Origin of the sequence: Bradyrhizobium zhanjiangense, from assembly GCF_004114935.1 — a bacterium.
Lineage (GTDB): Bacteria > Pseudomonadota > Alphaproteobacteria > Rhizobiales > Xanthobacteraceae > Bradyrhizobium > Bradyrhizobium zhanjiangense.
In genome coordinates this window covers 7,852,103-7,866,604 of sequence record NZ_CP022221.1, presented here as the reverse complement: position 1 = coordinate 7,866,604, position 14,502 = coordinate 7,852,103, and the positions used below count along the sequence as shown (strand labels likewise).

Sequence of the window (14,502 nt, the reverse complement as noted above, 5' to 3'; positions counted from 1 at the left end):
GGCTAAGGCATCGGTCCAGGTTTGGAGGAAGCACATGACGACGCCCACGGCGGTGGCGCTGGAAGATGCCAAGGTCGCGTTCCGCCTCGGGGACGGCCGGGTCTATACGGCGGTTGAGAAAGCCCATCTCGCGGTGGCGCAGGGCGAGTTCGTCGCCATTGTCGGCCCGACCGGCTGCGGGAAATCCACGCTGCTCAACGTTGCCGCCGGGCTGCTCAAGCCCGCGGCCGGCAGCGTCAGGATATTCGACCAGCCGCTCGCGGGGCTGAACCGGGATGCCGGCTACCTGTTCCAGGCCGACGCGCTGTTCCCGTGGAAGACCGCGCTCGACAATGTCGCCATCGGGCTCGAGATCAAGGGCACGCCGCGTTCCGAAGCGTTGCCGCGGGCGCAGCAATGGCTGACCTCCGTCGGCCTCGGCGCCTTCGCGAACCGCTATCCGCACATGCTCTCCGGCGGCCAGCGCAAGCGCGTGGCGCTGGCACAGGTGCTGATCCGCGACCCAAAGATCCTGCTGATGGACGAGCCGTTCGGGCCGCTCGATGCGCAGACGCGGCAGGTCATGGGCAATCTGCTGCTCGACCTCTGGAATGCCGACCGCAAGGCGGTGCTGTTCGTCACCCACGACCTCGAAGAGGCGATCGCGCTCGCCGACCGCGTCGTGATCATGTCGGCAGGGCCATCCTCGCGCATCATCGGCGACTGGCGCGTCGGCTTGCCGCGCCCGCGCGATATTTTTGAGGTGCGGCTCGACAAAGAGTTTCACTCACTGCATCGCGAGATCTGGAGCGTGCTGAAGGACGAGGTGATGAAGGGTTACGAGCAGTCCACTCACGCGAAGGAGACGGTCTGATGTCGCGCCCGACGCTGCTTGCGCTGCAAGTCCTGGTCGCGGTCGTCTGCATTGTGCTGTGGCAAGTGCTGTCGACCGTCCCCGTATTCGGCAAGATCCTGCTGCCGCCGTTCTTCTTCTCCAACCCATTCGACGTGTTCAGCCAGATCGTGAAGTGGTTCGCATCCGGCGTGATCTGGAAGCATCTCGCCATCACGCTCGCGGAATCGATCCTGGCGTTCGTGATCGGATCGCTCGGCGGCGTGCTGGTCGGCTTCTGGTTTGCGCGCCAGCCCCTGGTCGCAGCCGTGTTCGACCCTTACGTCAAGATGGTTAACGCGCTGCCGCGCGTTGTGCTGGCGCCGATCTTCGCGCTGTGGCTCGGCCTTGGCATCTGGTCCAAGGTCGCGCTCGGCGTGACGCTGGTGTTCTTCATCGTGTTCTTCAACGTCTATCAGGGCGTGAAGGAAGTCAGCCGCACCGTGCTCGACAACGGCCGCATGCTCGGCATGAGTGAGCGGCAGCTGATGCAGCACGTCTATTGGCCCTCGGCGCTGTCCTGGATGTTCTCCTCGCTGCACACCTCGGTCGGCTTCGCCGTGGTCGGTGCGGTCGTCGGCGAATATCTGGGATCGGCGGCTGGGCTCGGTTATCTCATTCAGCAGGCCGAAGGCATCTTCGACGTCGCCGGCGTGTTCGCCGGCATGTTCGTGCTGTCGGCCTTCGTCATCCTGATCGACTTCGGCGTGACGCTGGTGGAGCGCCGTCTGTTGGTGTGGCGGCCAACTGCGTCGGATGGGCGGGGCTAGGGCGCAAATTCATTTGGTTTGGTGCGCGCCGCTGCAGGAGTTCACCTCTCCCGCTTGCGGGAGAGGTCGGCGCGTAGCGGCGGGTGAGGGCTCTTTCCTCTCGGGGGTTCTCGCGTGTGGAGACACCCTCTCCCCAGCCCTCTCCCGCAAGCGGGAGAGGGAGCCCACCGTCATCAATCCAGCAGCTTGGTGTCGTCGGGCGCCTGCGGCGGCGTCTTGATCGCGATCGCCTTGACCTGGCCACTGATCGGCTTGGTGCCGCCATGCGGCGTCCCCTTCGGGATGATCACGAGGTCTCCGGGCTTCACCGTCACCTCCTTGTCGCCGAGCCAGATCGTCCCCGTGCCGTCCAGGATGTACTGGATCTCATTGGTGTTGGGATGCAGATGCTTGGGGACGTTGCCGACCTGGATCGAGATGGTGGCACCGTCCGCGCTCGCGAACATCTTGGAACGGTAGCCGACGGCGTTGGCGGACCCGAGCGCGTCGCCTTCCATCTCGCCGGTATGGATGATCTGCGCGGTGATGTTTTCAGCGGCGAGCGCCGGCCGGAGCAGATGGGTGGCGCCGCATCCGGCGGCAAAGGCGGCGGCGATCGACAGCCCGGCAGCAAGGCGATTCATGGATGATCCTCCCCATCAGGAATTGTTCTTGTTTGGGCATGCTATTGCGCCGAAAGGCCGATGGCCAGCCCACATAGGCGGTGCTTCTCAAGCCAGCCCCGCTGCTCTATGGTGCCGCCGGCCGAACGGAGGAAACCAATGAAGAACACGATTGCCAGGCTCGCCGGCGCGCTGCTCGCGCTGACGCTCACCACCTCGCTTGCCGCGGCGCAAAGCAAGGTCACCATCGCGGTCGGCGGCGGCTCTTGCCTGTGCTATCTCCCCACCGTGCTGGCCAAGCAGCTCGGCGAGTACGAGAAGGCCGGCGTCAATGTCGAGCTGGTCGACCTCAAGGGCGGCTCTGACGCGCTGAAGGCCGTGCTCGGCGGCAGTGCCGACGTCGTTTCCGGCTATTTCGATCATTGCGTCAATCTCGCTGCCAAGAAGCAGGAGCTTCAGGCCTTCGTGGTCTATGACCGCTATCCCGGCCTCGTGCTGGTGGTCGCGCCTTCTCGGACCAACGACATCAAGTCGGTGAAGGACCTTGCCGGCAAGAAGGTCGGCGTGAGTGCCCCCGGCTCCTCCACCGACTTCTTCCTCAAATATATGCTCAAGAAGAACGGGCTCGATCCCACCAGTGCCGCCGTGATCGGCGTCGGCCTCGGCGCCACCGCGGTCGCCGCCATGGAGCAGGGCCAGATCGACGCGGCCGTGATGCTCGATCCTTCCGTCACCGTGCTCCAGGGCAGCCACAAGGATCTGCGCATCCTTTCGGACACCCGCACCCAGAAGGACACGCTCGAGACGTTCGGCGGCGAATATCCGGGCGGCGCGCTGTACTCGACGGCGGCCTGGGTCAACGGTCACGAGAAGGAAACGCAGGCGCTCACCAATGCGATCCTGGCGACGCTGACCTGGATCCACTCGCACTCGCCCGAGGAGATCATGGCGAAGATGCCGGATGAAGCGGTCGGCAAGAATAGGGACCTCTATCTCGCCGCGCTGAAGAACACGATCCCGATGTTCTCCGAAACCGGCAAGATGGACCCGAAGGGCGCCGACGCCGTGCTTGCGGTGTTCAGCGTCGGTTCGCCCGAGGTAGCGAACGCCAAGATCGACGTCAGCAAGACCTTCACCAACAAATTCGTCGATCAGGCCAAGAAGACGACGGGGAATGCCAAATAGCTGACGCGAAGGCGAAGTAGTCAGGCGTCATGACGTCACCGGTCATTCATCGCGTTGCGACGCTTGATCTTGCGGTGCGGCCGATCGTGTGGCCGTTCGCGGAGGAGCGCCGCGCCGAGATTGCGGCGCATTTCGCCGAGATGCAGCGCGAGCGGCCGAAGATCTGGAACGGCCGCGTCCTGCTCGGGCGCGATGCCGTGTTCACGGACGGCCATCTCGCCGCGACTTATTTCGAGACCGATTTCGCCAGCTTCCTCGCCTGGCGCGACTGGGGCTTTCCTGATCCGGCCGTGTTCAACGGCTTTGGCATGGGCGCGCTGCGTACCTCCGACGGCGCCTTCGTGATGGGCGAAATGGCGCAGCACACCGCCAATGCCGGCCGGGTCTATTTCCCGTCGGGAACGCCCGACCTCGACGACATCAGGGCTGGTACCCTCGACATCCCCGGCAGCGTCGTCCGCGAGATCGCGGAGGAGACCGGCCTCACCGTGGCCGACTATGCCGCGGAGGCAGACTGGCACTGCGTGGTCTCGGGCCGTGCGATTGCGATGATTCAGGTCCTCAACCTGGATATGCCGGGCGAGGTGGCCCGCTCCCGGATCGAAGCCAATCTGGCGCGCGAGGTCGAGCCCGAACTGTCGGCCATTCATCTCGTGCGCGGGATGGATGATCTCACGCCGACCATGCCGCGATTTGTCACGGCCTTTATTGCGCAGCAGTTCGCCTCTCGCTGACGCGCGAGGCTTGACATCGCTTCGCTCACCCCATGTGATGGGCGAAAAAGCAAGATCAACAAGAATGCGATGCACAATCGTCCAGGGAGGTTTTGATGCGCCTGCGCATGGCTGCCCGTTTGATACGTGGGCTGTTGGTCGCGATTGCAGCGACCGGCTTGGCGGTGTCCGCCCAGGCCCAAGATCAAGCCTTAGAGAAAAAGATCAAGATCGGCGTCGTCTTTGATTTGACCGGACCCCTCGCCGGCGGCGGGTCCGAGCTGAACTACGTCGGCGCAAAGATCATCCTCGATCATTTCGCCAAGACCGGTGTCGAGGGTTACAAGATCGAGGCCGTCTACGCCGACGCGCAAAGCAAGCCTGACATCGCCATCAACGAATCCGTCCGCCTGCTCGAGCAGGAGAAGGTCGACATGGTGCTCGGCTTCTTCTCCTCGGCGCAATGCGTGCCGGTCGCGGCCCGTGTCGAGCAGCTCAAGAAATTCATGTGGATCACGACCTGCATCTCGTCGGCCGTGTTCAACGAGAAGGGCTACAAATACGTGTTCCGCCCGCAAGCGAGCGGTGACCAGTTCGGCATGATGACGATGGATTTCATCGCGCAGAACGCCAAGGAGAAGTTCGGCAAGGAGCCGAAGGACCTGCGCGTCGCCATCATCCACGAGGACGGCGCCTATGGCGTCGACGTCTCCAAGGGCAATGAGGCCGGTGCGAAGAAGGCCGGCTTCAATGTCGTGCTGAAGGAAGGTTACTCGGCAACCGCGCCTGATCTCTCCGCGCTGGTGACCAAGCTGAAGCGCGCCAAGCCCGACGTCATCTTCCACACCGGCTACAACCCCGACATCACGCTGTTGCTGCGCCAGGCCCGCGAGCAGGGATTGAAGTTCGGCGCGCTGATGGGACATGGCGCCGGCTACGGCGTCTACGAGAAGCTGAAGGAAGGCATGGGCGCAGACGCCGCCTACATCTTCAACGCCGACCCGATCTCGATCTGGCTCGCCAACCAGAAGACCATGGATCCGAAGCTGCCGCCCGTGATCAAGATGGTCGGCGAGGAGTTCGACAGGATCAAGCCCGGAGTCGCGATCCGCTCGGCCCATGTCGGCATCGGCGCGTCCAACACGTATTTATTCATGAGCGACGTGCTGCCGCGCGCGATCAAGAAGTATGGCGGTGTCGATCCCGACGCGCTGCGCAAGGCGGCGCTCGACACCGACATTCCCGAGGGCGGAACCATGCTCGGCTTCGGCGTGAAGTTCTACGGTGAGGGCACGCCGATGGCCGGGCAGAACGAACGCTCCTTTCCCGTCGTGATCCAGTACATCGACGACAAGTCCTCTGTGGTGTGGCCCAAGAGCCAGGCGCAGCGCGAGGCGGTGCTGCCGCTGCCGAAAGGCACCACCTACAGCAACCAGTAGCGGCGGAGTGCTTCGGTGTTGGAAGTCAGCGGGCTGGTGAAGCGGTTTGGCGGCTTCACGGCCGTCAACAACGTCTCGTTCAGGGTCGACCAGGGCGAGATCCTCGGCCTGATCGGACCCAACGGTTCCGGCAAGAGCACGATCTTCAACATGCTCTCCGGCACGCTGGTGCCGAGCTCCGGATCGATCCTGTTCGCCGGGCATGAGATCGCAGGCCTTGCACCGCACCGGATCATCAACCGCGGCATCGGCCGCACCTTCCAGATTCCGCGACCCTTCCGCCGCCTGACCATCTTCGAGAATGTCGCGCTGGCCGGCTTCTACGGCCAGGGACGCCACAGTCGCGTCAAGGCCGAGGAAGCGGCCGAGCGGTCGCTGGCGATGGTCGGCCTGCCGACCGATCGCCATGCCAGTGTCGATGGCCTCGGCGCTGCCGGCTTGAAGAAGCTCGAGCTTGCGAAGGCGCTCGCCACCGCGCCGAAGCTGTTGCTCGCCGACGAAAGCCTCGGCGGCCTCGACGAGGCCGAGATGGATCAGGCCGCCGACATGCTGCGCAACATCCGCGACGAGCTCGGTATCACCATCATCTGGGTCGAGCACATCATGGGCGTGCTGATGCGCGTCGTCGATCGCGTCATGGTGCTCGATCACGGCGAGAAGATCTCGGAGGGACTGCCCAGCGCGGTTGCCGGAGACCCGCGGGTGATCGAGGTCTATCTCGGCACCGATGCCGAGACCACGCAGGCCGCGGCCGCCGAGGCGCGCCGCCGCGCGGGAGGTTAGCCGATGCTGGAACTCCGCGGCGTCAATGCCGGCTATGGCACGTTCCAGGCGCTGTTCGATGTCAATCTCGACGTCAAGGCCGGCGAGGCCGTCGGCGTCATCGGGCCCAACGGCGCCGGCAAGACCACCTTGATGCGCATCATCTCCGGCCTGATCCGGCCGTCGCGAGGCTCGATCAAAATGGAGGGCATCGACGTCGTGGCGACGCCGTCGCACAAGATCGTCAGCCTCGGCATTGCGCATGTGCCGGAGAACCGCCGGCTGTTTCCGCGGCTTTCGGTCGACGATAATCTCAAGATGGGCGCCTTCATGAAGGAGGCGCGCGCCCGCTATGCCGAGCGGCTCGACGTCGTGTTCGATCTGTTTCCGCGCCTGAAGGAGCGACGCCACCAGATGGCCGGCACCATGTCGGGCGGCGAGCAGCAGATGTGCGCGATCGGCCGCGCGATGATGTCCAATCCGAAACTCCTGCTGCTCGACGAGCCGTCGGCAGGCCTCGCGCCGGTCGTGGTGCAGCAGGTGTTCGAGCTGGTGAAGCGAATCCGTGCCAGCGGCCTGACCGTGCTGATCGTCGAGCAGAACGTGCAGCAGGTGCTGAAAGTGGTCGATCGCGCCTATCTGATCGAGGCGGGCACGATCCGCGCCTCCGGCACCTCGGCCGAGATGCTGGCGAGCGACACGGTCAAGGAAGCGTATCTCGGGGTGTGAGGGGGCATGCAGGCATTTCTGGACGTCTTCGACATTTATCTGCTGGAGGCCGTGATCAACGGCATCCTGCTCGGCGGCGTGCTGGCGTTGCTTGCGCTCGGTCTCAACCTGATCTTCGGCGTCATTGACGTGACCTGGATCTGCTATGCCGAGCTCGTGATGATCGGCATGTACGCCATGTACTTTATGGTGCAGTATTACGGGGTCAGCTATTTCATCGCCGCTCCCTTTACCGTCCTGCTGGTCGCGCTCCTCGGGGCGGCGCTGCACTACCTCGTGATCGCGCCGCTGCTCACGGCACCGCCGATCAATCAGTTGCTCGCGACCGGCGGCGTGCTGTTCGTGCTGCAGAGCTTTGCCACCGTCGCCTTCGGCATCGACTTCCGCAACCTCGGCATCCGCCTGCCGGTGCTCGCCTTCGGCGACATGAATTTCAGCTACGCACGGCTGCTGTCCTTCGTGGCGGCACTGGTCGGCATGGTCGCGGTCTATCTGTTCATGACGCGAACCTTCACCGGCACCGCGATCCGCGCCATTTCGCAGGACCGACAGATCATGGCGCTGATGGGCGTCGACGCCAAGCGGATCTATCTCATCACGTCCGCGCTCGGCGGTGCGCTGGCCGGGCTGGCGGCCTGCCTCCTGGTGCTGCAGTATGACGTGCATCCCTTCGTCGGCCTCTCCTTCGGACCGATCACCTTCCTGATCTGCGTGCTCGGGGGCTTAGGCAATTTCATCGGCGGCTTCATCGCCTCGTTCCTGTTCGCCGAGATCATCTCGCTCGGCGGCCTGTTCTCTGATCTCGAATGGGGCTATGTGCTCGCCTTCGCCTTCTTCATCGTCATGATGTTCATCCGGCCCGCAGGGCTCCTGGCGAGGCGCCGATGATGGGGCAGGGGCGGCTTGCAGCCTGGGGGATAGGGCTGGCGGCGCTGATCGCGCTGCCCTTCGTCTATCGCGATCCTTATCACCTGCACATCCTGGTGCTGATCCTGATCTGGTCGTTCGCCTATACATCCTGGTCGATGATGGGACGGTTCGGCCTGGTCTCGCTCGGGCACGGCGGCTTCATGGGGATCGGCGCCTACGTCACCGCGCTTTTGTGGAATCACCTCGGCCTCTCGCCATGGATCGGCATTCCCGTCAGCATGGTCGCGGCCGGCGCACTGGCGCTGATCGTCGGCTATCCCTGCTTTCGTTTCCGCATCACCGGGCACTATTTCGTGCTGGTGACGCTGGCGCTATCAGGCATCGTGCTCCAGGTCATCACCGCGACGCGCGACTATACCGGCGGCTCGCTCGGCTACACGCCGAACCGTGCGTCCGGCAACAAGCTGCTGGCGCTGCAATTCGACGACAAGACCACCTGGTATCTGATCGCACTTGCGATTTGGCTGTTCGGCATCGTGGTCTGGCACTGGGTCGACCGCAGCATGGCTCGCCATGCGCTGGAGGCGATCTCGGAGGACGAGGACGCCGCGGCTGCGGCCGGTGTCGACGTCACCGCGGAGAAGCTGAAGATCACGCTGCTCAGCGCGCTGATGACGGCGCTCGCCGGCGCGATCTACTGCCAGTACCAGATGTTCATCACGCCCGACACCGTCAGCGGCATCGCGGTGTCGCTGCAGATGGTGTTCGCGGCCATCGTCGGCGGCCTGTTCGTCTCGCTCGGCCCGACCGTCGGCGCCATCATCACCATCCTGCTCGCGGAGAGCTTGCGTATCGGCTTCGGCACCAAGGCGGTCGGCTGGGACAATCTCGTCTATGGCGTGCTGCTCGTGCTTTTCATCATATTTCTTCCCAAGGGCATCCTTGGTAGCGTGCTCGACCGACTGAAGCCGCAACGCAAGGTGTCCCCGAACTCATGAGCAAGAAGCCGTCCAAATCGATCGCCGACCAGCTCGACCGTTACATCACGCCGTTCCGTTACGACGGATCCGGCAAGTTTCACCTCAAGGACCACAAGACCGACGAGAAGGGCGATCTCGACAAGGAGACGGCGCAGGAGATCCTCGATGCCAACAAGAAGCGGCTGATCGCGTTTCAGGAGAAGCTCTACGCCCAGGACCGCTGGTCGCTCCTGATCGTATTCCAGGCTATGGACGCCGGCGGCAAGGACAGTGCGATCAAGGCGATCTTCGAGGGCATCAATCCGCAGGGCTGCGAGGTCCGTGCCTTCAAGGCGCCGAACAGCAAGGAGCTCGACCACGACTTCCTCTGGCGCCACGTGGTCGCGCTGCCGGAGCGCGGCCATATCGGCATCTTCAACCGCTCCCATTACGAGGAATGCCTGGTGACGCGGGTGCATCCGGAGATCCTCGCCAAGGAGAAGCTGCCGGCAAAGCTCGTCACCAAGAACATCTGGAAGGAGCGGTTCGAGGACATCTCCGCCTTCGAGCGCTATCTCGGCCGCAACGGCACCGTGGTGCTGAAGTTCTTCCTCAACGTCTCCAGGGAGGAGCAGCGCCAGCGCTTCCTCGACCGGCTGGAAGAGCCGGCCAAGCAGTGGAAGTTCTCGATGGATGACATCAAGGAGCGCGCGCTGTGGCCGCGCTACCAGGCGGTCTATCAGGACATCGTCCGCCACACGTCGACACCACATGCGCCGTGGTACGTCGTGCCTGCCGACCATAAATGGTTCGCCCGCGTCGTGATCGGCTCGGTGATCAATGCAGCGCTCGAAAAGCTGGACCTGCGCTTTCCGCGTGCCGACAGGGCCTCGCTGCAGGAATTCGAGCAAGTGCGCATGGCGCTGGAGAAAGAAGGGACAGGAGGCAGGAAGCGGGCAAAGTGACAGCCAACGGGACCGCGAACCGCAAGAACGTCAACTTCGCGCTGCAGGGCGGCGGCGCGCACGGCGCCTTCGTCTGGGGCGTGCTCGACCAGGTGCTCGAGGATGGCCGGCTCGCGATCGAGGCGATCAGCGCCACCAGTGCCGGCGCGATGAATGCGGTGGCGATGGCCTCCGGCATGGCGAACGGAGGCGCGGAGGCGGCGCGGCAGAGCCTGCACGCATTCTGGTACGAAGTGTCGCGCATGGACTTGGCGTACGATTTGCTCTCGCCGCTAAACCAGTGGATCCAGGCCCTGAAGCTGCCGCCGGAATATCATCCGGTCCATGCCTTCATCCACACGCTGACGCACACGCTGCCGCCGAACCTGCTCAATCCCTTCAACTTCAATCCGCTCCGCGCGCTGCTGCAGCGCGTGATCGATTTCGACCGGCTCAACTCCTCGCCCGAGGCGCCAGAGCTGTTTCTCAACGCCACCAACGTCCGCACCGGCAAGATCAAGGTGTTCCAGAGCCCGTTTCTCAGCGCGGAAACCGTGCTCGCCTCGGCTTGCCTGCCGCCCTATTTTCAGGCCGTCGAGATCGACGGCGAGCATTATTGGGATGGCGGCTATCTCGGCAATCCCGCGATCTTTCCGCTGATCTACCGCAAGGGCAGTCACGACGTCATCATCGTGCAGGTCACGGCGATCCGGCGCGATGAGCTGCCGACCAGCGCGGCCGATGTCCTCCACCGCATCAACGAGATCAGCTTCAATTCGTCCTTGATGCGCGAGATGCGCGCGATCGCCTTCGCCACACGGCTGATCGACGACGGCGAGCTCGACAGCGACAGGCACAGCCGCATGTACATGCACTGGATCGGCAACGATCAGCTGATGTCGCAGCTCGGTACGGCCACGCAATTCCATCCCGAATGGAGCCTGTTGTGTCGCCTGCGCGACGAGGGCCGCGAGGCGGCGCGAAGCTGGCTGGCGCGAAACTTCGACCGGGTCGGAAAGTCCTCGACGGTCGACCTGACAGACATGTTTCTCTAGGCGGCGCGAGCCGGCCATGGACAATAATTGCGAAAACAACCCCATGCACAGTAGCCGGGGATAGCGGAATCAATGGCTTGCCGGCCATGTCGTGCTTATGCGGATTTTACGAAATTCGCTTGACGCGTCGGGCAAAACAGGCGCATAATGTCACCATGCCCCGTCCAGGGAACTCGCGCGTTCAAATGTGATCCTTCAGGTCATCGATCCTGCTTGACAGTTTTGTGTCTCGGGAGGAGCATCGCAGAGGTCGCAAACAAGCGACGCGCAACGTTCACCTCATGAGCAAGGGGAGGTCTATGACACCACCTCCGCAAATCCAGCCGCTAAGTGCGATGGAGCTCGTTCGGACTATCGCATAGCGGCGAAAACCGCGAACGGCACGCCGGGTCAAGGTTTAGCGGGCTACATCAGTGAGGCAAAGCCCCTACCTTCCCGGCGCTGTAATTTGCATCACGTCGATCAATGGCTGACCGCGCCGAGGCCGCCACGACGAACGCATTAAAGTTCTGCCTTGTCCCTCCTCCCTCCTTGCCGTCATTCCGGGCCGACGCCCGGAATGACGCTGGGCTATCGCTCGTGGCACTTTAGGCGGCCTGCGCGCGCCTCGTCCTTCGAGACGCTTGCTCCGCAAGCTCCTCAGGATGAGGCTAAGCGGCAGCGGTGCTCGTTGAAACTGTTGCCGCGCATTCAGTCCTCATCCTGAGGTGGCCGCATAAAGCAGGCGTCTCGAAGGATGGCCACAGGGAAACCGCCCTCAAAAGCAACTGCTCTGCGGAACGGCGGGAGCGCGCTCAGCGTTCTTAAGCCGTCTCGCTGCGCTGAGCCTATGCCGTCTCCAATCCTGCATGGCCAAATGCCAAGAGAATGTCGCCTCAAAGGCCAACTTCCGACACAGGTCCGAGGCGAATAACGGTCATCCGACATGACGCATGTGCTTCGGTGGTGACGGTCCCGGCACCGCCAGCGCATTCATTTTTTTCAGGGAATCCGCGTGTCGCATAAGCTTGCCCCGGCGCTCCTCGCCGCTCTCTTCCTCGCGATCTCATCTCTCTGCGGCGCCCGCGCCGAGACGCCGGCCGCGAGCAGTGTGGCCGCGCTGTCGCCTGACGAGGCCAAGCGTGCGCTGGAGACGCTGCAGGACGACAAGAAGCGTGCGCAGATGATCGATACGCTGCGCGTGATCGCGAATGTGTCCGGTCAGCAGCAGCCTGCACCCGCTGCGCCGGAGCAGAAATCGCCGATCCCGCTCTCGGCCGACGGCCTCGGTGCGCAGCTCCTGCTCACGGTGTCGGAGGAGATCGGTGCGATCTCGAGCGAGATCGCCAGCATGGCGCGGACGCTCACGCATTTTCCGACGTTCTATTACTGGATCATGCGGACCGCGAACGATCCCGTCGCCTACAATCTTCTGATCGAGATCGCCTGGAAGCTGGCGCTGGTGCTCGGTTGCGCCCTTTCGGCCGAATGGGTCATGTTCCGCCTGATCCGGCGGCCGGTCGCCTTCCTGGAAGGGCGCGTGCCGCAGACTGCGCGCTTGCCGGCACAGGCCCTGCCGATCGCCGATCCGCCGTCATCGGTAGCCGATGTCACCTCCGCGCCCGAACTGAACAAGCGCCACCACAGTCTGGTAAGGGTCTGGCAGGTCCTGCTGCGGCTGCCCTTCGTGCTGGGACGCCTCGTGCTCGAACTGCTGCCGGTGGTCGTCTTGGTGGGGATCGCCACGGCGCTGCTCGGGACCGAGATCGGCGAGCCCACGACCGTTCGCCTCGTGATCCTCGCTGTCATCAACGCCTATGCGTTCTCCCGCGGACTCATCTGCGTGATCCGGGCGCTGGCGGGACCGTTCGGCCTGTTTCCGGTTCGGGCCGAGACCGCAGCCTATATCGAGATCTGGGCGCGCCGCATCGTCGGCGTCGGTGTATCCGGCATCGCCTTCGCCAATGTGGCGCTGCTGCTCGGCCTGCATCGCGCCGGTTACGCTGCGCTGCTGCGCATGGTGATGCTGATCGTGCACCTCTTCATCGTCGTCATCATCTTGCAATGCCGCCGCCAGGTCGCCGAAGCCATCCGCGCGCCGGCCGATCGGCAGGGCATCGCGGCTCGTCTGCGCAACCGCATCGCCGGCGGCTGGCACTATCTTGCCATCGCGCTCGATCTCGCGCTGTGGGCCGTGTGGGCGCTCAACATCCGCAACGGCTATTCGCTGCTCTTGCAGTATTTCGTCGGGACGGTCGTGGTGGTGCTGATCACGCGCGTCGCCATCATGCTGACGCTGAGCCTGATCGACCGCGGCTTCCGCATCAAGCCGGAGATCCTCCAGCGCTTTCCCGGTCTCGAGATCCGCGCCAACCGCTATCTGCCGCTGCTGCGCAAGATCGTATCTGGCGTGATCGCCTTCATCGGCTTCGTGGCGGTGCTAGAAGTCTGGGGCGTGGACGCGATCGTCTGGTTCTATGGCGGTCAGATTGGCAGCCGGCTGATCTCGGCCTTGGTGACGATCGGGCTCGCCGTGTTCATCGCGGCCGCGATCTGGGAAGCCAGCAACGCGCTGCTGGACCGCCAGATCAATGCGCTGTCCCGGGACGGCCATTATGCCCGCGCCGCTCGCTTACGCACCTTCCAACCGATGCTGCGGACGGCGCTGCTCTGCCTGATCGCCACCGTCGTCGGCCTTACCGCGCTGAGCGAGATCGGCGTCAATGTCGCCCCGCTGCTCGCGGGCGCCGGCATCGTCGGCATTGCCATCGGCTTCGGTTCGCAGAAGCTGGTGCAGGACCTCATCACGGGTCTGTTCCTGCTCCTGGAGAACACGGTGCAGGTCGGCGACAATGTCAGCGTCTCAGGGTTGTCAGGCGTGGTGGAGAACGTCTCGATCCGCACCATCCGCCTGCGCGCCGGCGATGGCGCCGTGCACATCGTGCCGTTCAGCGCGGTCACGACCATCACCAATGCCAGCCGCGGCGCCGGCAACGCCTCCGTCAGCGTCAACGTCGCCTACAAGGAAGACACCGATCGCGCCGGGCAGATCCTCAAGGACATCGTGGAGGAGATGCGCCGCGAACCGGAATTCCGTGCATTGATCCGCGGTGACCTCGAGCTCTGGGGTATCGATAAGGTCGATGGCGCAATGGTGTCGATCGTCGGCCAGATCCGCTGCACCGAGGCCGGCCGCTGGCCGGTCCAGCGCGAATTTAACCGCCGCATGAAACTGCGCTTCCAGCAGAGCGGCATCGAGGTCGCCTCCGCCACCCAGACCATCTTGATGCAGATCGCGCCACCGGCCGACGGCGCCGCCAATCTGACGCCAAGGCGGGCGGCCGGATAGCGGCTCGATATCGCGCTGGGGCAGGAGATTCCGCCGAGGGAGCAGCAAACGCCCGCAGCGCTCGCGGCCTTCCAGAAGGCCGAGACCGAGAAATGGTGGCCGGTCGTGAAGGCCGCCGACATCAAGGTTGAGTAGTGCTGCCGCCTCACAACACTTCCTCATCTTGACAGATCGTGGGGTTTTCTCGTCATTCCGGGGCGCGACGAAGTCGCGAGCTATGGTGCGAAATTGCGCACCTGGGAGTCCATCGGGCCGCAGAGACGGCCGCGCCATGG

At 64.0% G+C, this 14,502-nt stretch carries 12 protein-coding genes and 2 pseudogenes; 13 read left to right on the top strand and 1 reads right to left on the bottom strand.

The features are described from left to right. Window positions 1-34 precede the first annotated feature (34 nt). Window positions 35-853 (top strand): ABC transporter ATP-binding protein, encoded by an 819-nt coding sequence (locus tag XH85_RS37590; protein WP_128935951.1) that lies wholly within the window; start codon window positions 35-37, stop codon window positions 851-853. Beyond that, window positions 853-1,641, top strand: a complete 789-nt coding sequence (locus XH85_RS37585; RefSeq protein WP_128935950.1) for an ABC transporter permease — start codon at window positions 853-855, stop codon at window positions 1,639-1,641. The genes XH85_RS37590 and XH85_RS37585 overlap by 1 nt, the downstream gene beginning before the upstream one ends. Window positions 1,642-1,814: 173 nt before the next feature. On the opposite strand, the gene XH85_RS37575 is transcribed toward XH85_RS37585, so the two are convergent. Then, entirely contained in the window at window positions 1,815-2,264 is a 450-nt protein-coding gene (locus XH85_RS37575) for a cupin domain-containing protein (RefSeq protein WP_128935949.1), read from the bottom strand. A 138-nt stretch (window positions 2,265-2,402) separates the two neighbouring features. On the opposite strand from XH85_RS37575, the gene XH85_RS37570 reads away from it, so the two are divergent. From XH85_RS37570 to XH85_RS47100, 11 genes and pseudogenes are all read left to right on the top strand, one after another. Beyond that, window positions 2,403-3,428, top strand: a complete 1,026-nt coding sequence (locus XH85_RS37570; RefSeq protein WP_164940362.1) for an ABC transporter substrate-binding protein — start codon at window positions 2,403-2,405, stop codon at window positions 3,426-3,428. Between the two features lie 29 nt (window positions 3,429-3,457). Continuing rightward, entirely contained in the window at window positions 3,458-4,162 is a 705-nt protein-coding gene (locus tag XH85_RS37565) for an NUDIX hydrolase (RefSeq protein WP_128935947.1), read from the top strand. Between the two features lie 95 nt (window positions 4,163-4,257). Next, window positions 4,258-5,580: an ABC transporter substrate-binding protein gene (locus XH85_RS37560; RefSeq protein WP_128935946.1), complete on the top strand. Its 1,323-nt coding sequence runs from the start codon at window positions 4,258-4,260 to the stop codon at window positions 5,578-5,580. Window positions 5,581-5,595: 15 nt separating this feature from the next. Then, window positions 5,596-6,363, top strand: a complete 768-nt coding sequence (locus XH85_RS37555) for an ABC transporter ATP-binding protein (RefSeq protein ID WP_128935945.1) — start codon at window positions 5,596-5,598, stop codon at window positions 6,361-6,363. A gap of 3 nt (window positions 6,364-6,366) precedes the next feature. Continuing rightward, complete coding sequence (locus tag XH85_RS37550) at window positions 6,367-7,071, top strand: ABC transporter ATP-binding protein (RefSeq protein ID WP_128935944.1); 705 nt, start codon at window positions 6,367-6,369, stop codon at window positions 7,069-7,071. A 6-nt stretch (window positions 7,072-7,077) separates the two neighbouring features. Beyond that, window positions 7,078-7,959 (top strand): branched-chain amino acid ABC transporter permease, encoded by an 882-nt coding sequence (locus tag XH85_RS37545; protein ID WP_091878951.1) that lies wholly within the window; start codon window positions 7,078-7,080, stop codon window positions 7,957-7,959. Continuing rightward, a pseudogene (locus XH85_RS37540) lies at window positions 7,956-8,964 on the top strand (branched-chain amino acid ABC transporter permease); the annotation flags it as partial. The gene XH85_RS37545 and the pseudogene XH85_RS37540, both read left to right, overlap by 4 nt. Then, the gene (locus tag XH85_RS37535; RefSeq protein ID WP_128935942.1) at window positions 8,936-9,865 is read left to right on the top strand and encodes a polyphosphate kinase 2 family protein; all 930 of its coding nucleotides are present in this window, start codon (window positions 8,936-8,938) and stop codon (window positions 9,863-9,865) included. The pseudogene XH85_RS37540 and the gene XH85_RS37535, both read left to right, overlap by 29 nt. Further along, on the top strand, window positions 9,862-10,899 hold the full coding sequence (locus tag XH85_RS37530; RefSeq protein ID WP_128935941.1) for a patatin-like phospholipase family protein: 1,038 nt from the start codon (window positions 9,862-9,864) through the stop codon (window positions 10,897-10,899). The genes XH85_RS37535 and XH85_RS37530 overlap by 4 nt, the downstream gene beginning before the upstream one ends. Window positions 10,900-11,893: 994 nt before the next feature. Next, window positions 11,894-14,227 carry a mechanosensitive ion channel domain-containing protein gene (locus XH85_RS37525; RefSeq protein ID WP_128935940.1) on the top strand — a complete coding sequence of 778 codons (2,334 nt, stop codon included), beginning with the start codon at window positions 11,894-11,896 and terminating at the stop codon, window positions 14,225-14,227. Window positions 14,228-14,242: 15 nt separating this feature from the next. Next, window positions 14,243-14,362, top strand: a pseudogene (locus tag XH85_RS47100) (tripartite tricarboxylate transporter substrate binding protein BugD); the annotation flags it as partial. Window positions 14,363-14,502: the final 140 nt, after the last annotated feature.